Annotated in this window: 20 protein-coding genes; 17 read left to right on the top strand and 3 right to left on the bottom strand. The window is 74.3% G+C overall.

Translation table 11 applies throughout. The features are described from left to right. Window positions 1-73 precede the first annotated feature (73 nt). On the top strand, window positions 74-1,399 hold the full coding sequence (locus K313_RS0110560; protein WP_029211595.1) for a hemolysin family protein: 1,326 nt from the start codon (window positions 74-76) through the stop codon (window positions 1,397-1,399). Further along, window positions 1,396-2,502, top strand: coding sequence for a hemolysin family protein (locus K313_RS0110555; protein ID WP_029211594.1), 1,107 nt, complete (start codon window positions 1,396-1,398; stop codon window positions 2,500-2,502). The genes K313_RS0110560 and K313_RS0110555 overlap by 4 nt, the downstream gene beginning before the upstream one ends. A gap of 30 nt (window positions 2,503-2,532) precedes the next feature. Here the strand turns inward: K313_RS0110555 and K313_RS20810 are convergent, their stop codons facing one another. Further along, window positions 2,533-3,573: a coenzyme F420-0:L-glutamate ligase gene (locus K313_RS20810; RefSeq protein ID WP_156911304.1), complete on the bottom strand. Its 1,041-nt coding sequence runs from the start codon at window positions 3,571-3,573 to the stop codon at window positions 2,533-2,535. 56 nt (window positions 3,574-3,629) lie between these two features. Next, window positions 3,630-4,682 carry a 2-phospho-L-lactate transferase gene (gene cofD / locus K313_RS0110545; RefSeq protein ID WP_029211592.1) on the bottom strand — a complete coding sequence of 351 codons (1,053 nt, stop codon included), beginning with the start codon at window positions 4,680-4,682 and terminating at the stop codon, window positions 3,630-3,632. A gap of 333 nt (window positions 4,683-5,015) precedes the next feature. Here cofD and K313_RS0110540 point away from each other — a divergent pair, with 333 nt between their 5' ends. From K313_RS0110540 to K313_RS0110530, 3 genes are all read left to right on the top strand, one after another. Then, a complete protein-coding gene (locus K313_RS0110540; RefSeq protein WP_029211591.1) occupies window positions 5,016-5,282 on the top strand; it encodes a WhiB family transcriptional regulator in 267 nt (88 codons plus the stop codon). Between the two features lie 75 nt (window positions 5,283-5,357). Then, a complete protein-coding gene (locus K313_RS0110535) occupies window positions 5,358-8,849 on the top strand; it encodes a glycosyltransferase (RefSeq protein WP_029211590.1) in 3,492 nt (1,163 codons plus the stop codon). Then, window positions 8,846-10,345, top strand: coding sequence for a DUF5719 family protein (locus K313_RS0110530; RefSeq protein ID WP_029211589.1), 1,500 nt, complete (start codon window positions 8,846-8,848; stop codon window positions 10,343-10,345). The genes K313_RS0110535 and K313_RS0110530 overlap by 4 nt, the downstream gene beginning before the upstream one ends. 93 nt (window positions 10,346-10,438) lie before the next feature. Here the strand turns inward: K313_RS0110530 and K313_RS0110525 are convergent, their stop codons facing one another. Beyond that, window positions 10,439-10,897: a metallopeptidase family protein gene (locus K313_RS0110525; RefSeq protein WP_029211588.1), complete on the bottom strand. Its 459-nt coding sequence runs from the start codon at window positions 10,895-10,897 to the stop codon at window positions 10,439-10,441. A 61-nt stretch (window positions 10,898-10,958) separates the two neighbouring features. On the opposite strand from K313_RS0110525, the gene K313_RS20805 reads away from it, so the two are divergent. The 12 genes from K313_RS20805 to K313_RS0110465 all read left to right on the top strand — a co-directional run bounded on the left by K313_RS20805 (window position 10,959) and on the right by K313_RS0110465 (window position 24,419). Next, a complete protein-coding gene (locus K313_RS20805; protein ID WP_029211587.1) occupies window positions 10,959-11,600 on the top strand; it encodes a DUF3499 domain-containing protein in 642 nt (213 codons plus the stop codon). A 41-nt stretch (window positions 11,601-11,641) separates the two neighbouring features. After that, on the top strand, window positions 11,642-13,102 hold the full coding sequence (locus tag K313_RS0110515; protein WP_029211586.1) for a phosphomannomutase/phosphoglucomutase: 1,461 nt from the start codon (window positions 11,642-11,644) through the stop codon (window positions 13,100-13,102). Between the two features lie 5 nt (window positions 13,103-13,107). Further along, window positions 13,108-13,302 carry a Trm112 family protein gene (locus tag K313_RS0110510; protein ID WP_029211585.1) on the top strand — a complete coding sequence of 65 codons (195 nt, stop codon included), beginning with the start codon at window positions 13,108-13,110 and terminating at the stop codon, window positions 13,300-13,302. A gap of 47 nt (window positions 13,303-13,349) precedes the next feature. Further along, window positions 13,350-14,546, top strand: a complete 1,197-nt coding sequence (locus K313_RS0110505; RefSeq protein ID WP_029211584.1) for an SIS domain-containing protein — start codon at window positions 13,350-13,352, stop codon at window positions 14,544-14,546. Window positions 14,547-14,652: 106 nt separating this feature from the next. Next, window positions 14,653-16,125 (top strand): adenosylhomocysteinase, encoded by a 1,473-nt coding sequence (gene ahcY, locus K313_RS0110500; RefSeq protein WP_029211583.1) that lies wholly within the window; start codon window positions 14,653-14,655, stop codon window positions 16,123-16,125. A gap of 191 nt (window positions 16,126-16,316) precedes the next feature. Then, window positions 16,317-16,997 (top strand): MtrAB system response regulator MtrA, encoded by a 681-nt coding sequence (gene mtrA, locus K313_RS0110495; RefSeq protein ID WP_029211582.1) that lies wholly within the window; start codon window positions 16,317-16,319, stop codon window positions 16,995-16,997. 3 nt (window positions 16,998-17,000) lie between these two features. Then, the gene (mtrB, locus tag K313_RS24220; protein ID WP_029211581.1) at window positions 17,001-18,797 is read left to right on the top strand and encodes an MtrAB system histidine kinase MtrB; all 1,797 of its coding nucleotides are present in this window, start codon (window positions 17,001-17,003) and stop codon (window positions 18,795-18,797) included. Then, window positions 18,794-20,566: an LpqB family beta-propeller domain-containing protein gene (locus K313_RS0110485; protein ID WP_156911302.1), complete on the top strand. Its 1,773-nt coding sequence runs from the start codon at window positions 18,794-18,796 to the stop codon at window positions 20,564-20,566. Before mtrB ends, K313_RS0110485 begins: the two co-directional genes overlap by 4 nt. Window positions 20,567-20,663: 97 nt before the next feature. Then, window positions 20,664-21,515 (top strand): ComF family protein, encoded by an 852-nt coding sequence (locus tag K313_RS20800; protein ID WP_156911300.1) that lies wholly within the window; start codon window positions 20,664-20,666, stop codon window positions 21,513-21,515. A gap of 10 nt (window positions 21,516-21,525) precedes the next feature. Then, on the top strand, window positions 21,526-22,227 hold the full coding sequence (hpf, locus tag K313_RS0110475; RefSeq protein WP_019287651.1) for a ribosome hibernation-promoting factor, HPF/YfiA family: 702 nt from the start codon (window positions 21,526-21,528) through the stop codon (window positions 22,225-22,227). 117 nt (window positions 22,228-22,344) lie between these two features. Continuing rightward, complete coding sequence (locus tag K313_RS0110470; protein ID WP_029211578.1) at window positions 22,345-23,067, top strand: response regulator; 723 nt, start codon at window positions 22,345-22,347, stop codon at window positions 23,065-23,067. Beyond that, window positions 23,064-24,419, top strand: a complete 1,356-nt coding sequence (locus K313_RS0110465) for a winged helix-turn-helix domain-containing protein (protein ID WP_029211577.1) — start codon at window positions 23,064-23,066, stop codon at window positions 24,417-24,419. The genes K313_RS0110470 and K313_RS0110465 overlap by 4 nt, the downstream gene beginning before the upstream one ends. Window positions 24,420-24,440: the final 21 nt, after the last annotated feature.

The following is a 24,440-nucleotide window of genomic DNA, read 5'->3' as shown; positions in this document are numbered from 1 at the left end:
CTTGCACCCCGCGGCCCCGCCCGGCCGTCGGTGACGGGGGTCTGTCTCACCCCGACCGTAGGATGAGCGCACTATGACCGAATGGCTCCTGCTGCTGGCTGCGGTGGCGCTCACCGCCGCAGCGGCGGTGTTCGTGGCGGCTGAGTTCTCCCTCGTCGCCCTCGACCGGCCCACCGTCCAGCGAGCCGTCGATGCCGGGGACGCGGGCGCCCAGCCCGTCCTCGTCGCGCTGCGAAGCCTGTCCACCCAGCTGTCCGCGGCGCAGGTCGGCATCACGCTGACCACCCTGCTCACCGGCTATCTCGCCGAGCCAGCGATCGGCGGGCTGGTCCGTGGTCCGCTCGACGCGATCGGCGTCCCGCAGGCGGCGATCGCGCCCCTCTCGACGGCCGTCGCCATGCTGGTCGCCACCGTGGGCTCGATGATCGCCGGTGAGCTGGTGCCGCAGTTCCTCGGCATCTCGGCCCCCCTCGGGACGGCCAAGGTCGTCGCCGGGCCGGTCCGCGTCTTCGGCCTGGTCGCCAAGCCGCTCATCGTCGTCCTCAACGGATCGGCCAACGCGTTCCTGCGGCGCATCGGGATCGAGCCGCAGGAGGAGCTGTCGGCGGCCCGCACCCCTCAGGAGCTGTCCTCGCTCGTCCGGCGGTCGGCCGAGGCCGGAACCCTCGACCTCGACACGGCGCTGCTGCTCACGAGGTCCCTCGGCTTCGGCGAGCGCACCGCCGACGACGTCATGACGCCGCGGGTGCGCTGCGACACCGTCGAACGGACCGCCAGCGCCGCCGACGTGCTCACCCTGGCGCGCCGCACCGGCCACTCACGGTTCCCCGTGATCGGGGACGACCTCGACGACGTCGACGGTGTCGTCCACGTCAAGAAGGCCCTGGCCGTGCCGCACGAACGCCGCCAGGACGTCCCCGTGTCCGCCCTCATGGTGGACGCCCTGCACGTGCCCGAGACCATCCGCCTCGATCCCCTCCTGCTGCTCCTGAGGCGCACCAGCTTCCAGCTCGCGATCGTGGTGGACGAGTACGGCGGGACCTCGGGGGTCGTGACGCTGGAGGACGTGATCGAGGAGATCGTCGGCGAGGTCGCCGACGAGCACGACCGACGTGACCCCGAGGCGCGGGAGCGCCGCGACGGCACGTGGACGGTCCCCGGTCTGTGGCGCACCGACGAGGTGCGGGACCGCGTGGGCGCGGACATCCCCGAGGCCCCGACCTACGAGACGCTCGGCGGCTTCGTCATGGCGCGTCTCGGACGCATCCCCAGGCTCGGCGACGAGGTCGACATCGACGGCTGGCGGATCACCGTCGAGGGCATGGACGGCCACCGCGTCGACCGCCTGCGGCTGGTGGCGGACGACGCAACGACGGTCCCGGCGGGAGGTGCCCGGTGAGCACCGGCACCGCGCTGTGGGTCTCGCTCCTCCTGCTCCTCGGCAACGCCTTCTTCGTGGGCGCCGAGTTCGCGCTGATGGCCGCTCGACGGTCCCAGCTCGAGCCCCTCGCCGAGGGCGGGTCGGCTGCCGCGAGACGGTGCCTCGACGCCCTGGAGCAGGTGGCCTCGCTGCTCGTGTGCGCCCAGCTCGGGATCACCGTCTGCTCGCTGGGGCTGGGGGCGCTGGCCGAGGTCGCGCTCCACCACCTCTTCGAGGGCTGGCTCGAGGCGGCCCACCTGTCCACCGCCGTCGCCGGTCCGTTCGCCCTGGTGCTCGCCCTGCTGCTCGTCGTCTACCTGCACGTGGTGGTCGGCGAGATGATCCCCAAGAACCTCGCCATCGCCGGCCCCGAGCGCTCCGCGCTCGTGCTGGTGCCGATACTGCTCGCGATCACGCGGATCCTGCGCCCGATCATCCTGGTGATGGAACGCATCGCCAAGGCCGTCGTCCGGGCCACCGGCATCGACCCCAAGGACGAGCTCGCCTCCGCCTACACGGCCCAGGAGGTCGGTGACATCGTCGCCGAGAGCCACCGTGAGGGGCTGCTCGAGGCCGAGCAGCACGGACTGGTCAAGGGTGCCCTCGAGTTCAGCGACCGCGTCGCCGGAGAGGTCGCCGTGCCGCTCGCCGAGGTCGTCTCGCTGCCGGAGGCCTCCACCCCGCAGGACCTCGAACGCCTCGTGGCTCGGCACGGCTTCTCGCGCTACCTGGTGCGGGACGCCGACGGGGACATCGTGGGCTACCTGCACCTCAAGGACGTGCTGTACGCCCGGGACGAGGACTTCGACGAACCCATCCCCGCCAAGCGCATCCGGCGGCTCGCCACGGTGCGGGCGGCCGACGAGGTCGAGGACGTCCTCGCCACCATGCAGCGGACGGGACGGCACCTCGCGCAGGTGCTCGACGACGGCGACCGGGTCACCGGCGTGGTCTTTCTCGAGGACGTCCTGGAGGAGCTGGTGGGGGAGGTCAGCGACCAGTCCCAGAAGGCCGTCGAACGGGTGGCCAGGATGAGGGCTGGTGCGCTGCCCGAGCGCGCCGACGGGCGCCGAGAGGTCTGAGGCAGGCCCGAGGCGGGATGCCGGGAAGTGTCAGGCCAGCTCCCTGAAGGTCAGCCCGGCACCTCCTGGTGAGTCCGTCCAGGCGAGGGCCAGGTCCTCGGAGACCACCGCCACCTCGAGCCTGGCCAGGCAGCGCCCCAGCTCGAGGCGGTCGGTGCACACCAGGGTCCCCGTCACCCGGTCGTGGTGAGGCACCAGGTCGTCGGCGGTCACGGACGAGCAGTCGAGCAGGGCAAGTCTCAGCGCGCGACCGGCCCGGTCGACCGCGCCGTCCAGCGCGGTGGGCCGGATGCCGACGCCCACCGCCTCCGGCGACCCCGGCGTCGCACCCAGCGCGGCACGGACGGCCTCGAGGTGCCCGAGGGCGAACCAGTCGCCCGGCCCGGTCCGCACCAGCGACCGGGCTCCCGGGATCCCCGACGCGTCCGGCCCGGGCACGAGGTGCCCCAGGCCGCGGAGCAGCGCCGCGCCCACTCCGTCGGTCTTGCCCTTGACGAGGTCTGCCGCCGCGGCGATCTCGTCGGCCAGGGCCCGGCTGGTCACGGACAGGGAGCGACCGTCGTGGTCGACGCCGCCGAGGAGGTCGTCGGCGGGCACGAGGCCGGACAGGCCGAGCGCGAGGTCGGTCTGGCCTGCGCGCCAGGGCCGGCCCGCGGTGTCGGTGACGACGACGCCGAGCCGGGTCACGTGGGGAAGGACGGCGAGGAGGTCGTGACGGAGCCGGTCGGCCGCGCGGTCGGGGTCCTCGGGCAGCGAGAGCAGACCGCCCTCGGGCCCGGTGTTGGACGCGTCGACGCCCGCGGCCGCCATGACGGGGCCCGCGGCGCTCTCCACCACGCGGGTCACCCCGTCGGGCGTGGCGCGCTCCGCGACCACCCTGCGCGTGGCGGCGCGGACGACCTCGTCCCTGATCGTGCGGTCGCCGTCCCAGGGCGTGCGCAGGCCCAGCGCCTTGGACACGAGCTTGCTGGAGACGGCCAGCACGTCACCGTCGGCGAGCCCCAGGCCTGCCGACCCGGCGGCAGCGACGAGGGCCGCCGCGAGGTCGGTGCCGGTCCTGACCTCCGGCATCCCTGGGAGCGGACTGATGGTGACGGGCTGATCGGGCCGTGCGTCGGTGGGCTCGCTCACGCGCGCTGCAGCCGACGGCCGAGATCGACGGCCGCACCCGCGATGGCGGCGGCCGCCGGGACGTCGGTCATGAGAAGGGGACGGTGCTCGACCACGAGGCCCCGGTGGCGGCGGCTCAGGTCCTCGCCAGACCCCGCGTCCGCGTCGTCCACCAGCCAGCCGTCGAGGAAGTCGGCATACAGGCCCGCGACGGCGTCGGTGGTCGTGGGCAGGCCGAGGGCGGCGAGGCAGGCGTCGGCGTGGCCACGCACCGGACGGCCGCCGACGACGGGGGACACCCCGACGACGGGGGCCCTGGTGCCCCGCAGCGCGTCGCGCACGCCGGGGACGGTGAGGATGATGCCGATCGAGACGACCGGGTTGGACGGGGGGAGGATGACCAGGTCAGCCGTTCGGATGGCCTCGAGGACTCCAGGAGCGGGTCGGGCCCGGTCCATGCCTGCCACGACGAAACGCTCGGCCGGGAGCGCGGCCTGGTGGCGCACCCACCACTCCTGGAAGTGCATGGCGCGCTGACCGCCCTCGGCGTCCGCGTCCTCGACGACCACGTGGGTCTCGACGGGCTCGTCCGTCATCGGCAGCAGGCGCACGCCCTGGCGGGGGAGCCCCCACCGCTCGCCGAGCCGCGAGGTCACCTCCGACAGGGTGAGCCCCTGACCGAGCCACCGGGTGCGGGCCACGTGGGTGGCGATGTCGCGATCGCCCAGCCCGAACCACTGCGGCTCGACGCCGTAGGCCGCGAGCTCGGCCTGGACGGCGTGGGTCTCGCCGGAGCGGCCCCAGCCCTGAGCCTCGTGGACGCCACCTCCGAGGGTGTACATCACCGTGTCGAGGTCCGGGCACACCCGCAGGCCGAACAACGTGATGTCGTCGCCCGTGTTGCCGATGACGGTGATCTCGGGGACCCCAGTGATCCCAGTGATCTCGGCGGCGTCGCGCGTGCCAGGGGCGTGGCCGGGCCCGGGGCCGGCGTCAGGGTGGAGATGGTGGACGAGGCCACGGAGGAACCGGGCCCCACCAACCCCTCCGGCAAGGATGGTGATCCGCATGGCAAGATTCTTTCATACACTCTTTCGGCGTAACGCCCTCGTTGCTCCCCGCATCCTCCCGGATCCGGTCCGCGACGCTGTGACATGCGACAACGTGATGATTTGACAGGGCGTAGAACGGCTGCCGCGTGCGCAGGGCGCGCGTCGGATGCGGTGCATCTACCATTCGGCCGCTTGACGCCAGGCATATGACACGCATGTAATTTCATCGTTGCATTCACCCGCAGTGACCAGTCAGCGACTGAGCATGGCTACTGGGTGTGACTGATCATCACCTAAAGCATCCTGGTCTGACGGATGACGAGGGGGACGCGACGAGGTCTAGGAGGGGCCGTGCAAGAACTTCAGCTGGTGCCAGTGCTGGACGCCGCCGACGACAGCCAGCTGTCCTGGCAGGAGCGCGCTCTGTGCGCCCAGACCGACCCCGAGGCGTTCTTTCCCGAGAAGGGCGGTTCCACCCGCGAGGCCAAGAAGGTCTGCACGGGCTGCGAGGTCCGCGCCGAGTGCCTCGAGTACGCCCTGGCCCACGACGAGCGCTTCGGCATCTGGGGCGGCCTGTCCGAGCGCGAGCGCCGCAAGCTGAAGAAGCGCGCCGTCTGACCTGACTCCGGCACCGCCGCGTCGTCACGCTCCACCCGCTGCGCCCACCCGCCCTGTACCAGCCCCGGAGGCCCGGTGCCCGCTCCCACCCCTCCGCGCCCCGGCACGGCATCCGTCCCCGGGGTCCGCGCCGTCGACGGTGTCCTCGTCGTCCATGACGGAGCTCCCTGGCTGACCCGCTGCCTGGACTCCCTGGCGGCCCAGACCCATCCCTTGCGCCACCTGGCCGTCGTGCTGAGCGGCAGCCACGACTCCGTCCCGCAGGCCGCGACGCAGCGGCTGTCCGAGGCCGGGACCCAGGTGCACGTCGTCGAGGCCCGCGGTGCCCGCTATCCCAAGGCCGTCCTGGCCGGGCTCGCCGAGCTGCAGTCCATCGGTGCGCTGCCCGATCGCCCCACCCGCCCTGATCAGGACCGAGAGCTCGGCGCACGGGCCGATGCGGACGCCGAGCTGGCAGCCGCCTCCCACTGGGTCTGGCTCCTCGAGGACGACTGCTTCCCCGAGCCGGCGTGCCTGCTCACGCTGCTGCGCGAGGCCACCCTGTCCGCGACCGTCGCCGTCGCGGGTCCCAAGTACGTCGACGCGACCGACCCCGGCCGCCTGGTCGAGGTGGGGCAGACCGTGTCGCCGACGGGTCGGCGCGTCGCCTCGCCACGGCACGGCGAGCTCGACCAGGGCCAGCACGACCACAGCAGCGACGTCCTGGCCGTCGGCACCGGCGCGATGCTGGCCCGGGCCGACGCCCTCCTGCGGCTGGGCGCCCTCGACCGCGTGTTTCCCGTGGCGGCGGACCTCGACCTGTGCTGGCGCGCCCACCAGGCCGGGCTGCGGGTCGTCGTGGTCCCCGAGGCCGTCGCGCTGGACGCCCGGGCGACCACCCAGGGGCTGCGGTCCCGGGACCGGATGCCGTTCGCCGGGCTGGGCCTCGACGACATCGACGACGACCGGTTCCCGCGCGAGCACGTCCTGCGCGAGCGGCGGGCCTGGGAGCGCGAACGCCGGGGCGCCGTCGACCGGGCCTACCGCCGCGACCGGCGGGCGGTGCGACGGATCGCGCTCGCGCGCTGTCCCGGGCGGCTGGTGCCCTGGTATGCCGTGCGCATCCTGCTCGGAGCGTTGCTGCTGTCGGCGGTGCTCCTGGTCCTCAAGCGCCCGCGCGCCGCGTTCGCCGAGCTCTCCGACGCGGGAGCGGTGCTCACCTCCTGGCGCAGCCTCGGGTCTCGCAGGCGGGCACGGCACGCGGCCGTCGTCGGTGGTGCCGGGCTCGGTGGGCTGCTGGCCCCGCACGGCCGCGCCCTGGCGGGGGTGCGCGACGAGGTCTATCGCGGCCTGCCGCACCTGCCGTCGGTCGTGTCGCCCACCGACGGCGGCACCGGCCCGAGAGGACGTGGCGGTGCTGCGGGCACCGGGAGCTCCCTGGCCGAGCCGGGCCCGGTCAGCGACGAGGCGACCGACCTCGACGGGGACGACCTGGGCGCCCGCGCCGCCCGGCACCCCGGCGTGCTCGCGGTCCTCATCTCCGTCGGCCTCGCCGTGGCGGCCTGGTGGCCGGTGGTGCAGGGCAGGGGAGGGGCGCTGCTGGACCGAGGGCTGGCGGGCGGTGAGCTGCGCCCGGGGGCGGGCGGTTCGTCGGCCGCGTGGACCCGCTACCTCACGGGGTGGGACCCCGCGGGCCTGGGTTCCTCCGCCGACCCACCCGCGTGGCTGCCGCTGCTGGCCGCGCCGGCCTGGGCGGTGGAGCACCTCCCGGGGCGCTCCCCGAGCTCTGCCCTCGGCGCCGCCGCAGCCCTGCTCCTCATCGTCGCGATCCCGGCGGCGACGTTCAGCGCCTACCTGGCCGGGCGGGCCGCCACGCGCCGCCCCTGGCCCCGCGCCCTCGCCGCCCTGGCGTGGGGACTCTCACCCGCTCTCCTCGTCGGTCTGGGGGAGGGCCGGGTCGGGGCCGCCCTGCTCGCGATCGTCCTCCCGCTGCTGCTCGCCGGACTTGCCGCCTGCGGACGGCGTCGCCCCTGGTGGCCCGCCGTCGGAGGCACGGTGCTGGCCGCGGCCGTGGCTGCCGCCGTCGCGCCGGTGCTGCTGGTGGTCGTCGTGGCGCTCGGGCTCGTCCTGGCCGCCACCAACCACGGACGCGGCAGGGTCGCCGGGTTGCTCCTCGCCGTCGCGCCCGTCGTCCTGCTCGGGCCGTCGGTGGCGACCTGGTGGCGCGAGCCGGCGTCGGTGCTGACCGGGCCCGGGCTCGCGTCCTGGACCGAGCAGCCGAGGCCCTGGCACTTCGCCCTGCTGTGGCCCGCCGAGCCCGTGACGTCGACCGCCGCCGGGCTCACCGATCCGTCCCTCGCCTCCACCGTCCGCCTCGTGCTCCCGCTGCTCATGGCCACCGTCGTGCTGGCCGGGGTGTGGGGCCTCGCGGTCGACGGGCGCCGCATCGGGTCGTCCCGCGTCCTGGCGGTGCTGGCCCTGCTCGGCATCGCCGGCGCCGCCGCCGCCCCGCACCTCGTCGTCGGCCACGCCACCGACTCCGCCGGAGGACCTCAGGCCATCTCGCCCTGGCCGGGCACGGGCCTGCTCCTGCTGACCCTGGCCCTGCTCGCCGCGGCGTTGCAGGGAGCGGAGGCGCTGCGGCGGCCCGTCCCCGCGCGTCCGCGCGCGACCAGGATCCTGCGGGTGGCCGGAGGCGTGGTGGCGGGGCTCGTGACCGTCGCCGTGCTCGCGCAGGGGACCTGGCTGGCCCTCACCCGCCTCGACCAGGTGCTGGCGGTCCCTGCCCGCCAGGTGCCGTCCGTCGCGCAGGACAGCGCGGACAGCGCGCTCGCGGCGCGATACCTCGCCCTGGAGCGTCGTGGGACCGTCATGGGATATCGCCTGGAGCCCGGCGATCCGTCCGACGTCGTGCGCGACCTCCCACGGGACACGGCTGCTGTCGCACCCAGCGCGCTCCTGCCCGATGTGGCCCACGACCTCGTCACCGACGAGCCCGTCGCTGGTCGCCCGGTGGCGGACCGGCTGGCGGACGCAGGAGTCGGCTTCGTCGGCCTCTCACCGGCGGACCCGGTCGTCGCGGCCCGCCTAGACACCACGGCCGGCCTGTCCCGCCTGACCGACACCGAGGGCGACCCCGTCTGGCGCGTGACTGCGCGACCCGGACCGGACGGCGCAACCGTCCCCGTCTCGGCGGTCCGGGTCCAGCAGCCGGACGGGACCCCCGTCGCGACGGTGCCCGTCCACGGCAGCGGCCCCGAGGTCGACACGGCGCTGAGCGCCTCAGGATCCGGAGCTGGCCCAGGGACGGAGGGGCCTGCAGGGCCGTCACCCTCCGTGCTTGCCTTTGCCCAGCAGCGTGGCTGGGCCGACACCGCGCGGGTGCTCGCCGACGGTCGTGCCCTGACGCCGCGGGACGGCGAGCTCGCGGCATACGACCTCCCGGCGGACACCCGTCACGTGCGGGTGAGCCAGGTGCCCGCCCACCCGACCTGGTCGCTCGTCCAGGGCGCGGGCCTGGCGCTCGTCCTGCTGCTGGCCCTGCCGTTCGGCGTGCGACGCGGTCGAGACGGAGAGGTGGTCCGATGAGCGGGGCAGGGCTGCTGCGCGTGGTCGGCGTCGTCGTGGTCGGTGCGGCCGTGGTCGCCGGCTCCGGCGCGGTCGACGGCCGGGTCACGGTGCCGGGTGCACCGCGAGCCGCGGCCCCGGAGACGGCCCCACCCGCCCGACCCGTCGCCACCCGGACGCTTGTCTGCCCCGGCCAGGAGACCGTCGGGGTCCCGGGACTGCCTGCCGAGCCCGGGGCCACCCCCGTCGACCTGGTGGCCGTCGCCGCCCCCGACGGCGTCTCCGCCGCCCGCGGGCGCGAGCTGCCCGCGGGCATCCTGCAGGTGGGCCCCACCGACGCCGCCGACGCGCAGCGGGTCACCGCGCCCGGCAGCGCCGCGACCGCGCGGCTCGCGGGACCGAGGTCCGGGGTCGTCACCGCGACGCAGCGACTGGCGCCCGCGCTGGCGGCGGTGCAACGGTCCCTGGCGACGTCCGGCGAGAGGGCCGCCCTGGTGTCGGTCCCCTGCGGCGTGCCCGTGACCGATGCCTGGTTCCCCGCGGGTGCGGGCCAGGCCGGCCGCCAGGAGCACCTCGTCCTCACCAACCCGCACGAGACGCCGGTCACCGTCGACGTGACGCTGCACGGCGCGACCGGGCCGATCGCGAGCGTTGCGGGCCGCGACGTCGTCGTCGAGCCCCGCGGACGCACCGTCGTGCTCCTCGACGCCCTCGACGGCACGGAGGCCAGCCCGACGGCGCAGGTGCACGTGCGCGGCGGCACCGTCCACGCGTCGCTGCACGACGGGTGGCTCGACGGCATCACCGCCCGCGGCGCGGACGACGTGGCACCCAGCGCCACCGGCCAGGACCTCGTCGTCCCCGGACTGGTCGTCGCCGGCCCCGACGACCCCACGGTGGTGCGGGTCGCCGGGGTCGCCGATCGGGCCACGGAGGTCAGAGTGACCACCCTCGGTCCGAACGGCCCGGTGGGGGACCCCCTGCGGCCCGTGCGGATCCCCGCCGGGGCCAGCCGCGACGTGGGTCTGCCCTCCCTGCCCGCCGGCACCTACGGCGTCCGCGTGTCGGCCACGGCCCCCGTTGCCGCGGCGGCCTATCTCGGGAGGGCCGACGGCCGACGCCCGCAGGGATCGGGGTCGGTGGGAGCGCCCGTCCGCGACTTCGCCTGGGTGCCGGCGGTCCCGGCGCTGGACGACCTGGCCGGTCTCCCGCTGGGCCAGCCCGAGGGCGCCAGGCTCAGGCACCGTGTCGCGCTCACCAACCCGGGCGACACCGCCGTGGCCACGACCGTGACCGTGGTGGGAGGCGACGGGTCCACGGCCCCGCGCCGGGTCGACGTCCCCGCCCGGGGGACCAGCGCCGTCGACGTCGGCGACGCGACCTCGGTGTGGGTGTCGGCGGCGCAGGGCGTGCGGGCCGCGGTGGTGTCCGAGGCCGACGGCGGTCTGGTGACCGTCGCCCCGCTGGTCGCCCCGTGGCAGACGACCACGCCGTATGTCCTGTCGCCCTCCCGCTGAGCCTGCAGGGGCCATCCCGAGGGGCACGCCAGGGGCAGCCGCGCAGGGGGACGCCCCGTGCGGAACTCCAGCGCGGCTGCGGCGGGGTGACCCTCAGGGGTGACCGTCGTAGTCCGGGTCCAGGTCCTCGGGGGCGACCATCAGCAGGGCCGCCGCCTGCTCCACGACCACGGTGTCGACCAGCTCTGCGAGCTCGGTGCGGTCGCGGACCCGTGACTCCACCGGCCGGCGGTAGACGACGATGCGCGGCCCGGATCGTCCCTGGCCCTGGCGGGCGTGGCCCAGCGGGATCGACCCCTCCCGCTCCGCCGCGACGAGGACGTCGCCGCCCGGCACCAGCTCGACGGCGACTTCCACGCCGTCCAGCCGACCCGCCGCCCGGGGCACGAGCCGCTCGACCGCGTCGAGGACCAGCTGGTCGAACCGGTCCTCGCGCGAGGTCATCTCGGGCACCGGGGGCCACGCGAGCGGGCCGCGTCGTCCGCGGCCCCGGCGGTCGCGGGCGAGCCGACGAGCCGTGGTGGGGTGCGGGTCGGGGGCTGGATCGGTCACGGCCATCACGATACGGCGCGCCGATGGCTCTGCCGCAGAACCAGGACTAGGGTTGCCCACCGTGACCGTCCAGCGACTGTGCTCCAAGACCCCGTGCGGCCGACCGGCAGTCGCGACGCTGACCTACGTCTACGCCGACTCCCAGATCGTCCTCGGGGCGCTCGCGACCTTTGCCGAGCCGCACTCGTACGACCTGTGCGCGGACCACGCCCGCCGGCTCACCGCCCCGCGCGGGTGGGAGGTCGTGCGGCTGGTGCCGGAGTTCGCGGAGCCCGAGCCCGCCCCGGACGAGCTGGTGGCGATCGCGGACGCCGTCCGAGGCCCGCGCCGGCGGCCTTCCTCGCAGCCGCAGCCGCAGTCGCAGGCACAGTCCCAGTCGCAGTCCCGAGATGGTGGCGCGGGTGCGGAGCGTCGCACGGTCGTCGCCACGCCGCGCACGTCCGAGCAGGCCCGTGAGGTCTCGGCCCGGGTCGCCCGCCAGTCGGGGACCGTCTCCGCCGTCGAGGTGGGCCGACGCGGTCACCTGCGGGTCCTGCGCGACCTCGACCTCGACGCCGACGCTCCGGACGCGCCAGCCGACCCCGCCGCGCGCGACCTCTCCGCTGCCTCGGACGCGCCCGCCGCGCCTGTAGCGCCTGTAGCGCCCGATGACACAGTCGCCTCCGACGAGCCCGGTGGCACCACGCCGGCCCGCTCCTCCTGACCACCCGCGCCCGTCACACCCGGACCGGTAGGCTCCCCGTCGTGACCTCTCGCACCGACCTCTCGACCTTCGTCAAGGCCTACGACGTCCGGGGCCTCGTGCCCGAGCAGCTCGACTCCCGCGTGTCCCGTGCGCTGGGTTCCGCGTTCGCCCGGGCCGTGATCCTGCCCGAGGGCGCGACCAGCCTGGTGATCGGCTATGACATGCGCCCGTCGTCGCCGGAGCTGTCGCGGGCCTTCGCGGAGGGGGCCGCCCAGCACGGCGTGGACGTGACCATCATCGGCCTGTGCTCCACGGACGGGCTCTACTTCGCCGCCGGGCACCTCGACGTGCCGGGGGCGATGTTCACCGCGAGCCACAACCCCGCGGCCTACAACGGCATCAAGCTGTGCCGGGCAGGGGCGCGCCCGGTGGGCCAGGAGTCCGGTCTCGCGGAGGTGCGCGACCTGGCGCAGGCGATCCTCGACGGCGACGACGCCTCGGACGACAGGGAGGGCGAGCAGCGGACCGGTGCCATCGTCGAGCGTGACCTGCTGGGCGAGTACGCCGCGTTCCTGCGCTCTCTCGTGGACCTCTCGTCGCCGCGCCGCAGCCGCCCCATCAAGGTCGTGGTCGACGCCGGCAACGGCATGGGTGGCCTCACGGTCCCCGCGGTCCTCGGCGACGCGGCCGGTCTGCCCGCCCTGCCGCTCGAGGTGGTCCCGCTCTACTTCGAGCTCGACGGCACCTTCCCCAACCACGAGGCCAACCCGCTCGAGCCCGCCAACCTCGTCGACCTGCAGCGCGCCGTCGTGGAGCACGGGGCCGACGTGGGCCTGGCCTTCGACGGCGACGCCGACCGCTGCTTCGCGGTCGACGAGCGTGGCGAGGCGGTCAGCCCCTCCGCGATCACCGGGCTGATCGTGTCCCGCGAGACGGCCCGTATGACGCAGAACGGCGCCTCGGCCGCCGACCTCACGTTCGTGCACAACGTCATCACCTCGCGGGCCGTCCCGGAGGTCGTGGCCGAGGTCGGGGCGAGGGCCGTGCGCACCCGGGTGGGGCACTCCTTCATCAAGGCGACCATGGCCGAGCACGGCGCGGTCTTCGGTGGGGAGCACTCGGCGCACTACTACTTCAAGGACTTCTGGTACGCCGACACCGGCATGCTCGCGGCGATGCACGTGCTGGCGGCGCTCGGCGAGCAGGATGGTCCGCTCAGCGCGCTCGTGGCCCGCTTCGACCGCTACGCCGCGAGCGGCGAGATCAACTCCACCGTCGACGACCAGGCAGCCCGCAGCGCCGAGGTCACCGCCTGGGCGCGTGAGCGCGGGCTGGACGTCGACGAGCTGGACGGCCTGACGGCGACCCACGAGGCGGACGGCGACGGCCCGCTGTGGTGGATCAACGTCCGCCCGAGCAACACCGAGCCCCTGCTGCGACTCAACGTCGAGGCAGCCGACCGGCCCACCATGGAGCGGGTCCGCGACGAGGTCCTGACGATCATCCGAGGAAAGGCGTGACCGACATGTCCGAGCCCACCACCAGCAGCACGATCCAGCCCTGGCTGCGGGAGATCCTGCGGTCCCCGGGCGGCGAGCACGAGCTCGTCGACGCCGAGGGCCCGGACGGCCCCGAGCTGCGCTGCGCCGAGCTCGGCGTGGCCTTCCCGATCGTCGACGGCATCCCCGTCCTGCTCATGGACGAGGCGCGCACCCTCTGACCCACCCGCACGAGCACCTGCACCGCACCACCCGAGGAGGGCCGGCGATGCCGCAGCTGGACGAAGCACTGGTCGACGACCTCGACGAGGTGCAGCGCCTCGACTCGCGCGGACACCTCCGGGCGCTCGCCACGGCAGGGGCTCAGGTGCGGGAGGCGACGCACCTGGCGGTCGAGGCCGGCGTCGACCGGCTCGATCGCGAGGAGCGTCCCCGGGCCGTGCTCGTGGCCGCGCTCGGCGGCTCGGCCGTGGTGGGGGAGGTCCTCACCGTGCTCGCCGAGGCCCACAGCCCGGTGCCCGTCTCCCAGCGTGCCGCAGGACCCCTGCCCGCCTGGGTCGGACCCATGGACCTCGTCGTGGCCGTCTCGCTGTCGGGACGCGCTCCCGGCCCGCTGGGCCTCGCCGCCGAGGCCGGCCGACGAGGGGCCCAGCTGGTGACGGTCGGGGCGGCCGAGTCGCCCCTCGCGGACGTCACCGCCCGGGCGCGAGGGCTGCACGTCCCGGTCCCGCGAGGCGTCGTGTCCTCCCGGACCTCGCTGTGGTCCCTGCTGACGCCCGTCCTGGTCGCCAGCGCCACCCTCGGCGTCGTCGACCTGCCGACGCCCGTCCTCGACGACCTGGCCGACCGCCTCGACGCCCAGGCCGAGGCCTGCCGCCCCTCGTCCGAGTGCTTCGTCAACCCCGCCAAGATCGCCGCGCAGACGCTCGTCGAGACGGTCCCCGTCGTGCTGGGGGACGGCCCCCTCATGGGGGTGGCCGCCCACCGCGCGGTCGCCGGCCTGGCGCGCACGGCCCGCATCCCCGCGATGTGCGGCTCCCTGCCGGACGCGGCGTCCCAGGTCGTCGCGACCTTCGGCGGGCCCTACACCGCCGCCGGGGGACAGGGCGTCAGCGCCCCGTCCGGCGGGCGTGGCGGGCGCGTCGGCGCCGCCGGGCGGGACATCTTCGCCGATCCCTTCCTCGACGCCCCCGAGGAGCCGCCGCTCGGGCTGCTCATGCTGCGCGAGGGCGGCCGCGACATACCGCCGGCGCAGTCCTCGCTGGCCGACCTGGTGCTCCAGGAGGCGCACGACGTCGGGGTCCGGGTGCACGAGGTCTCGAGCGAGGCCGGCCACCCGGCCGTGCGGCTCGCCGAGGTCATGGCGCTCACGGACTTCCTCAGCACCTATGCCGCCCTCGGCCTGGGGCTCGACCCCTCCACCAACCCGCACGTGGCCAACCTGCGCGCGGCCGGCCACCCCTGACCCGTCACCTAGACTGGCCGACGGTCGGCGCAGGTGAAACCGTGCAGCCCAGATGGGCGGCGCCGGGCCCAGACTGTCGTCATACCAACCGAAGGGACTGTCCATCGTGACGTTCGACCACCAGGTCCGCGACCTCTCGCTCGCCGAGGCGGGCCGCCACCAGATCCGGCTCGCCGAGCACGAGATGCCCGGCCTCATGTCGCTCCGCGAGGAGTACGCCGAGGCCCAGCCGCTCGCCGGCGCCCGCATCGCCGGCTCGCTGCACATGACCGTGCAGACCGCCGTGCTCATCGAGACCCTCACGGCGCTCGGCGCCGAGGTCCGCTGGGCCAGCTGCAACATCTACTCCACGCAGGACGAGGCGGCCGCCGCCATCGTCGTCGGGCAGGGCACCCCCGAGGACCCGCAGGGCGTCCCCGTCTTCGCCTGGAAGGGCGAGACGCTCGAGGAGTACTGGGACTGCACCAACCAGATCCTGACGTGGGGCCAGGACGCATCCGGCGAGCAGGTCTACGCCAACATGATCCTCGACGACGGCGGCGACGCCACGATGCTCGTCCACAAGGGCAAGGAGTGGGAGGCCGCCGGCCAGGTGCCCCCCACGACCGAGGAGGACTCCGAGGAGTTCGGCGTCTTCAAGGCACTCGTGCGCCGCACCCTCGCGGAGGACCCCCAGAAGTGGACCCGCGTGGCCGCCGAGATCAAGGGCGTCACCGAGGAGACCACCACCGGCGTCCACCGCCTCTACGAGCTGGCCCGCGACGGCGAGCTGCTCTTCCCGGCGATCAACGTCAACGACTCGGTCACCAAGAGCAAGTTCGACAACAAGTACGGCTGCCGCCACTCGCTGATCGACGGGCTCAACCGCGCCACGGACACCCTCATCGGCGGCAAGGTCGCGGTCGTCTGCGGCTTCGGCGACGTCGGCAAGGGCTGCGCGGACTCGCTGCGCGGCCAGGGCGCGCGCGTCATCGTCACCGAGATCGACCCGATCTGCGCGCTGCAGGCCGCGATGGAGGGCTACCAGGTCGCCACGCTCGAGGACGTCGTGGAGTCCGCGGACATCTTCATCACGACCACCGGCTGCTACGACGTCATCCGCACCGAGCACATGGTCGCGATGAAGGACAAGGCGATCGTCGGCAACATCGGCCACTTCGACAACGAGATCGACATGGCCGGCCTGGCCAAGGTCCCCGGCATCACCAAGACCGAGATCAAGCCGCAGGTGCACGAGTGGACCTTCGCCGAGACCGGCGAGAACGGCCAGCCCGCGGGCCGCTCGATCATCGTGCTGTCCGAGGGGCGCCTGCTCAACCTCGGCAACGCGACCGGGCACCCGTCGTTCGTGATGTCCAACTCCTTCGCCAACCAGACGATCGCCCAGATCGAGCTGTTCACCAAGCCGGGGGAGTACTCCACGGACGTGTACGTCCTGCCCAAGCACCTCGACGAGAAGGTCGCCCGCCTGCACCTCGACGCGCTGGGCGTGCGGCTCACCGAGCTGACCAAGCCGCAGGCGCAGTACCTCGGCGTCGACGTCGCCGGCCCCTACAAGCCGGAGCACTACCGCTACTGAGCGGGTCCGCTGCCTGACCGCGCACCTGCCGTATGCCGCGGGCCGACGCCTCCACCCCGGAGGCGTCGGCCCGCTGCGGCATACGGCCTGGTCACCCCGGGACACGCCGTCGGGCCGTGACCCTTCCGTTATCCCGGGCCCACTGTGTGTGAAGATGACGCAGGACGTCCCGCAGCGAAGGAGCACCCCCCGTGAAGAGCCGGATCCTGGTTGTCGACGACGACCTCGCGCTCGCCGAGATGCTGGGCATCGTGCTGACCAACGAAGGCTTCGACGTGACGCACGTGGCCACCGGCACGGCCGCCGTGCCCGCCTTCCGCGAGGTCAAGCCGGACCTGGTGCTGCTCGACGTGATGCTGCCGGGCATGGACGGCGTCGAGGTGTGTCGTCGCATCCGCGCGGAGTCGGGCGTGCCGATCGTGATGCTCAGCGCCCGCACCGACACGACCGACGTGGTCGTCGGGCTGGAGTCCGGCGCCGACGACTACATCGTCAAGCCGTTCAAGCCGGCCGAGCTGATCGCGCGCATGCGGGTCCGGCTGCGGCGTGGCGAGGAGGTCGAGCAGGAGCACCTGACCATCGGTGATCTGTCGATCGACGTGGCGGGGCACGCCGTCAAGCGCGGCGACGAGGCGCTGTCCCTCACGCCGCTGGAGTTCGACCTGCTCGTCGCCCTGGCGCGCAAGCCGTGGCAGGTCTTCACGCGCGAGGTGCTGCTGGAGCAGGTGTGGGGCTACCGCCACGCCGGGGACACCCGCCTGGTCAACGTCCACGTGCAGCGGCTGCGGTCCAAGATCGAGCACGACCCCGAGCACCCGGAGATCGTGCTGACGGTCCGCGGGGTGGGCTACAAGGCCGGCGGACCGGCCTAGGCCATGGCCCGCACCCTCAAGTCCGACCTCGCGGCCCTGCGAGGTCGGATCGCTCGTCTCGGGGGTGGTGCTCTGTCACGCTCCTGGCCGTGGCTGCGGCACGGCGTCAACCGGCTGGTCGAGCTGTGGAGCCGGTCCCTGCTGCTGCGCACGGTCGCGAGCACCATGGTCCTGGGGACGGCGATGCTGCTCATCGTCGGGTCCTACCTGCACGGCCGGGTGGCCGACGGCCTCACCGAGGAGAAGCTGCGGACCGCCTCCAACGACGCCGCCGCCCGGGTGCGCTCGGCGCAGGCGAGGTTCGACGACGCCGACAAGACCGACGACGCCGCGCTGCGCCAGATGGCCACCGACATCGTGCAGCAGGACAAGGCCCCCGACCTGTCGCGCGACGTGATCTTCACGCCCGCGCAGGACAACACGCGCAAGCCGCTGCCGACCGTCGCGGCGGGGGACCTCACCCTCGGCGAGATCCCGGCGACCCTGCAGGGCCGGGTGCAGGCGGACCGCGGGCACCAGCAGATCCAGGTGGTAACCCTGGCGCGCGACGACGGAGAGCTGCCCACCGTGGTCGTGGGGGCGCGGGTCCAGCTGCCGCCCGGGGTGGGTGGCTACGACCTCTACTACGCCTATCCCATGCGGGCCGAGTCCAAGGCCCTCGACATCGTGACCCGCAACCTGCTGCTGGCCGGGGGCCTGCTGATCGTCCTCATCGGCGGCGTGGCGTTCGTCGTCACCCGGCTCGTCGTGGATCCCGTGCGACGGGCCGCGCAGGTGGCCGAGCGGCTCGCCTCGGGTCGGCTGGACCAGCGGATGGCGGTCAAGGGCACCGACGACATTGCCGTCCTCGGCCGGTCCTTCAACCGGATGGCGTCCAGCCTGCAGACCCAGATCGTCCAGCTCGAGGGGCTGTCCCGGCTGCAGCAGCAGTTCGTCTCGGACGTGTCGCACGAGCTGCGCACGCCCCTCACCACGGTGCGCATGGCGGCCGACGTGCTGTACGACGCCCGGGGCGACTTCTCCGCCGGCGCGGCTCGCAGCGCCGAGCTCCTCACCGGTCAGCTGGAGAGGTTCGAGAACCTCCTGACCGACCTGCTCGAGATCAGCCGCATCGACGCCGGGGCCGCGACGATCGAGCCGGCGCCCGGCGACCTGCGCGAGATCGCGCAGGAGGTCGTCGACGACGCGGCGGCCCTGGCCGAGCGTCGTGGCAGCACCGTCAGCGTCGTCGCACCCACCCAGCCGGTGGTCGCCGAGATGGACCGGCGGCGGATCACGCGCGTCCTGCGCAACCTCGTCGTCAACGCCATCGAGCACGGCGAGGGGGAGCCCATCTACGTCGAGATCGGGCGCAACGCCCAGGCCGCCGCCGTCGCGGTCCGCGACAGCGGGGTCGGGCTGCGGCCGGGGGAGGCGTCGCTCGTCTTCACCCGGTTCTGGCGCGCGGACCCGGCTCGGGCGCGCACCACCGGTGGGACGGGTCTCGGGCTGTCCATCTCGATGGAGGACGCCCACCTGCACCACGGCTGGCTCGAGGCCTGGGGCCAGCCCGGCGTCGGCTCGTGCTTCCGCCTCACGCTGCCGCTGACCTTCGGCGAGGACGTGACCGAGTCCCCGCTGCCCATGCAGCCCCTCGGCCTGCGCGTCAACCCGCCGGTCCCCACCCAGTCGACCAACGAGGTCCTCGACCCGGTCCCGGGCACCTCGCTCGACGTCGGGACGGCGGGGGTCCTCGCGCTGCTGCCCGACCAGCTCGCGGCGGCGCCGCACAAGGACCCGACCGGGGTGAACCACCCGTGAGGCCGGGCCGGGCACGTCATACGGCCCGTGCCTGGGGCCTCGCGCTCGCGGCCGCGGTCCTGGCGGCGGGCTGCTCCGGGCTGCCGAGATCGACGCCGGTGGTCCAGGGGCAGGCGGTCGGCGGCGCGCAGGACGCGGGGGTGCGGATCATCCCGCGCGGACCGGTGTCCGGGTCGGACGCCGACGACCTGGTGACGGACTTCCTGCGGCAGGGCCTGGGGGCGGACGACGACAGCAGCGTGGCGCGGGAGTACCTCACCCCCAGGGCGTCGGGCCAGTGGCAGCCGGACGGCTCGGCCTGGATCTACGACGGCCCCGAGGCGCTCACGGTCAAGGTCACCGCGCCCGGCACGGTGACGGTGACGGGGCGCATCAGCGCCCAGCTGGACCGCGAGGGGCACTACGCCGAGCTGCCGCCCGGCCAGACGCGATCGGTCGCGCTGCGCCTGGTCAAGGTCGGTGACCAGTGGCGCATCGACGGCGGCCTGGACGGACGGCCGACGGTGTGGATCAGCCGCGCGGACTTCGGCCTCTACACCAGCTTCCCCATCACCTATGTCACGCCGGATGGCACGGGCGTGACCGACCGGCGCTGGTTCCTGCAGGGCCCGGGGCTCGTGACCCGGCTCGCGCGGGCCCAGCTCGCGCCGCCCCCGACCTACCTGCAGGGCGCGGTCCTGACGGGGGTGCCGGAGTACACCGAGCTGGCCCACGGCTCGGTGTCGGTCGAGGGCGGCACGGCCCGCGTGGTCCTCAGCAGCCGGGCCCTCAACGCGGACGACCTCAACCGGCGGCGCATGTGGCAGCAGATCACGACGACCCTGACCGCCGTCGGAGGCGTCGACGCGGTGCAGCTGGAGGCGGACGGCGCCCGGCTCAGCGTGCCCGGGCTGCCGGACCGCGCCCTCGGGGCGGAGGACGTGGACCTGCGCGACGCCGAGGCGCCGACCGGCCCGGTCCTGCTGCGCAGCGGCGCCAGCCTGGAGCGGGTCGACCCGCGCCAGCTCACCGAGAACCGGTCGCGCAAGGAGGCGCGCGCGGACGGCCCCCCGCTGCCCGACGTCGGCCCGGAGTGGTATCGCCTCGCCGCATCCGCCGACGGGCACGAGATCGCGGGCCTCGACGGCGACGAGGAGGAGCTGGCCCGCTGGCGGGACGGCCGGCTGGTGCGGGTGCGCGGGTTCGCCACCGACCTCACCCGCCCGGCCTACGACCCCGCGGGCTACCTCTGGCTGGCCGGTCGGACCACCGCGGGCACCCGCGTGCTCGTCCAGCCGACCTCCGACCTGAGCGGTCGCCCACCGGTCGCGATCAACGTGCCGTGGCTGGCCGACCGGAGGGTGGTCGCCCTGCGGCCCTCCGCGGAGGGGCAGCGCGTCCTCGTCGTGTCCGAGCCGATCGGTGGCGGGCCGTCCACCGTGGGGGTCGCCGGCGTGCTACGCCGCGACGGTCGCCCCGTGGGGCTGGCCACGCCGATCGCCGTGGGCGGTGCCTCGACGGACGTGACCGACGCGACCTGGCTCGACGCCGAGACGATCGGCGTGGTCGGCGCCGTCGACACCAAGAGCGAGCAGCGGGTGGTGATCGCCCCGATCAGCGGACCCAGCCAGGTGCTGGGGACGGTCCGCAACCCCACGGGCATCACGACCTTCGGCGGCAGCCGCAGCATCGTGGTCACCACGCGCCGCGGCGCCGCGCTGGTCCGGTCCGGCAACGGCCTGACCCCGATCGTGTCCAGCACCAGCGACTTCGTGGTCCCCGGCCACTGAGCTGGCGCACGTCGACCTGTGGACGGCCGACGGGCCCCATCCACAGGCCGGCCGTATGCCGTCCGCCCGCTGCCACGCGGGTGGGACGCTGGGGCGCGTGACTCCCACGCTCGCCTCCGCCCTGGTCGACCTGGCGCTCCCGGTGGTGTGCGGCGCGTGCGGCCGTCCAGGCGGCCGGGTGTGCCCGGCCTGCCGATCGGCCCTGTGGGGGTGGTGCTACCCCGGCGGTCCCCGCGTCGTGCTGCCCGACCCCTGCCCGCCGGGTCTGCCGGCCGTCGTGGCCACGGCGGTCAACGACGGCGTCGTCCGCCGGGTGCTGCACGCCTACAAGGACGAGGGGCGGCGCGACCTGCGCGGCACCCTGCTCGAGCTGCTCGTCCCGGCGCTCGACCTGGCGGTCGGGGCGCTGCGCCCGCCCCCGCGGCGGGGCGTGGCGGTGGTTCCGGTCCCCACGTCCCCGGCCGCCCGCCGGCGGCGGGGCGACCGCCCGCTCGAGCAGCTCGTCGCGGCCGCGTCCGGCGAGGTGGCCGGGGCGTCATACCGCTCCGTCCTCACGACGCGGGGCCGTCCCGCCGACCAGGCGCTGCTGGGTCAGGAGGCACGCGCGGTCAACCTGCGTGGAGCCATGCGCGTGACCTCGCGAGGTGCGTGCGAGCACCTGCGTGGGCGGCCGGTGCTGCTGGTGGACGACCTGCTGACCACCGGCGCCACGCTCGTCGAGGCCGCCCGGGCGCTGCGCTCCGAGGGGGTGGAGGTGGCCGGTGCCGTGGTGGTCGCCGCGACCCGCCGCAACCCGCCACGGGGCGCGCTGGGCAATCACCGACGGCGTGCGCTAACGTCGGGTAACGGCTCGATGACGAGCGTGGTCCTCCCAGATGGACGGGGGTGGTTCGACACAGTTCTCCGCAGGCCCGACGGGCCTGAGTATGTCGAGCAGGTCACTCCCTAGGAGGGAATTCATGGACATCCAGATCACCGGCCGTCACGTCCCCGTCACCGACCGGTTCCGAGACCACGCGCAGGAGAAGCTCGACAAGATCGAGCTGCTCGCCAACCGCGATCCTCGTCTGGACATCGTCGTCTCCAAGCACGGCAGCGCCAACGGCGTGGGCACCATGACCGTCGAGATCACGTGCCGCGTCAAGGGCCCGGTCATCCGGGCCGAGGCGACCTCGGACGACAAGTACGCCGCCTTCGACGTCGCGGCGGACAAGCTCCTGGACCGGCTCAAGAAGGCCAACGACCGCCGTCGCGGCAAGCGCCGCAAGGTCACCACGTCCACCGACGTGCCGCCCCCCGCCCAGCTGGTCGACGCCGGACCCGGTGCCGCCGCCACGCCGCAGCTCACCGCCACCGACGCGGGCTCCGGCGCAGGAGCCGGGGAGAGCCCCTCCGCCACCCCGGAGGACGACGGCCCCGAGGTGGTCGAGGTCGCGGACTCACCGATCGAGGTCCGCGTCAAGCACCACAGCTCCGCTCCCATGAACCTCGAGCAGGCGCTCTACGAGATGGAGATGGTCGGGCACGACTTCTTCCTGTTCACCGACGCCGACTCGGGCACGCCCAGCGTGCTCTACCGCCGGCGCGGCTGGTCCTACGGCGTGCTGCACCTCGACAGCGAGGTGCAGCCCGAGTCCGACCTCGAGAGTCGTTCGACCTGACCGCCGCTCGCACCACCGCCCAGGGGCGGCCCACCACGGGTGGGCCGCCCCTCGGCACGCGGGCGTGACCGGCACGCCAGACCGGGCTGGGGCCCACCACCGTGGCATCATGCGGGCATGACGGGCATCCAGGACATCCACCCCCGATCCCACGCCCCCGGCGACCGGACGCGGCCAGAGCGGATCCGGGTGCTGGTCGCCGACGACCACGTGCTCTATCGCCGGGGTCTGGAGATGGTGCTCGCCCAGGAGCCCGACATCGAGATCGTGGGGGAGGCCAGCGACGGCGCCGACGCGGTCGCGCAGGCCGAGGAGCTCATCCCGGACGTCGTCCTCATGGACGTGCGCATGCCCCGGCTGTCCGGCCCCGAGGCCACGGCCCGGGTGCGGGAGGTCGTCCCGTCGAGCAAGGTGATCATGCTGACGATCTCCGACGAGGAGCAGGACCTGTACGACGCCGTGCGGGCCGGCGCGACGGGCTACCTGCTCAAGGACGTGCCCGGCGAGGACATCGCGGTCGGGATCCGCCAGGTCCACGCGGGTCAGTCGCTGATCTCCCCGCCCATGGCCTCCAAGCTGCTCGCCGAGTTCGCGCTGATGATGAAGCGGCAGGAGGAGGGGCAGCAGATGCCCGTGCCCCGCCTCACGGACCGCGAGCTGCAGGTCCTCAAGCTGGTGGCGCGTGGGATGGCCAACAAGGACATCGCCACGGACCTGTTCATCTCGGAGAACACCGTCAAGAACCACGTCCGCAACATCCTCGAGAAGCTCCAGCTGCACTCGAGGATGGAGGCCGTGATGTACGCCGTCCGCCAGAAGATCCTCGAACTGCCCGAATGACCGCGCGACGGGACGATCTCGGGACCGCCACCGGGCCGGCCTCCCCGGTGCGTCGGCTCACCTTGTCGCAGGCCCGTCGTATGGCGCTCGGGGCCCAGGGCTTCACCCGCCCCCACCCGGAGGTGGTGACGGCACGCGACCTCGTGCGGGTCCTGTCCACCGTCCAGGTCGTCCAGATCGACTCGGTCAACGTCCTCACCCGCAGCCACTACCTCCCGTTCTTCTCCCGCGTCGGCGCCTACGACACGGCCCTGCTGGACCGGCTGCGTGACCGTGCCCCCCGCCGCATGGTGGAGTACTGGGCCCACGAGGCCAGCCTGGTCCCGCCCACCACCTGGCCGCTGCTCGACGTGCGGATGCGCCGGGCCGAGGACGACGCCTGGGGCGGCATGCGCCGGGTCGCCCAGGAGCACCCCGAGCTCGTGGCCGCGGTGCTGGCAGAGGTCGTCACGCGCGGTCCGCTGACCTCGCGCGAGGTCGAGCGCGCCCTGGCCCACGACCTGCCCCGGCAGCGGGACGACTGGGGCTGGAACTGGTCCATGGTCAAGAACGCCCTCGAGCACCTCTTCTGGGCCGGGCGGATCACCAGCGCCGGGCGGACGGCCGGCTTCGAGCGGCGGTATGCCGCCCTGGAGCGCGTCCTGCCCCGCACCGTCCTGGACGACGTGGCCGCCGCACGCGCCGCGCGGGCCGCCGCCGAGGTGTCGTCCTCGACATCGCCGACATCGCCGACATCGTCCGCCGAGCCCTACGCCAAGCCCCAGGCCGAGCCCCACGCCACGCTCGACGCCGAGCACGTCCGGCGGCTGGTCGAGCTGTCCGCCCGCGCGCTGGGGGTCGGCACGCTGCGCTGCCTGCGGGACTTCTTCCGCCTCTCGCCCCAGCAGGTCGGCCCCGCGGTCGCCGACCTCGTGGCGGCGGGAGCGCTCGTCCCGGTGACCGTCGAGGGGTGGCGCGCGGCGGCATACGTGCACCGGGACGCCAGGGTGCCTCGCACGGTGACGGCGAGCGCCCTGCTCAGCCCGTTCGACTCGCTGGTCTGGCAGCGGGACCGGACCCGGGCGCTGTTCGGCTTCGACTTCCGACTCGAGATCTATGTGCCCGCCGAGCTGCGGGTGCACGGCTACTACGTCCTGCCGTTCCTGCACGGCGAGCGGCTCGTGGCGCGCGTGGACCTCAAGGCGGACCGGCCCACCGGCCGGTTGCTCGTCCGCGGGCTGCACTGGGAGGACGGCGCCGCGTCGGAGGAGGCCGTGGTCGCGCTGCAGCAGGAGCTGTCCACGCTCGGGCACTGGCTCGGCGTCCCCGACGTTGTCCATGACGGCGTGCGTGCGGACCGACCAGCTCGCTGACGCCGGGTTGCCACCCAGCGC

The organism is Arsenicicoccus bolidensis DSM 15745, from assembly GCF_000426385.1.
Taxonomy (GTDB): Bacteria; Actinomycetota; Actinomycetes; order Actinomycetales; family Dermatophilaceae; genus Arsenicicoccus; species Arsenicicoccus bolidensis.
The sequence above is the reverse complement of the archived record's forward strand: the minus strand, read 5'-3'. Positions and strand labels throughout refer to the sequence as shown.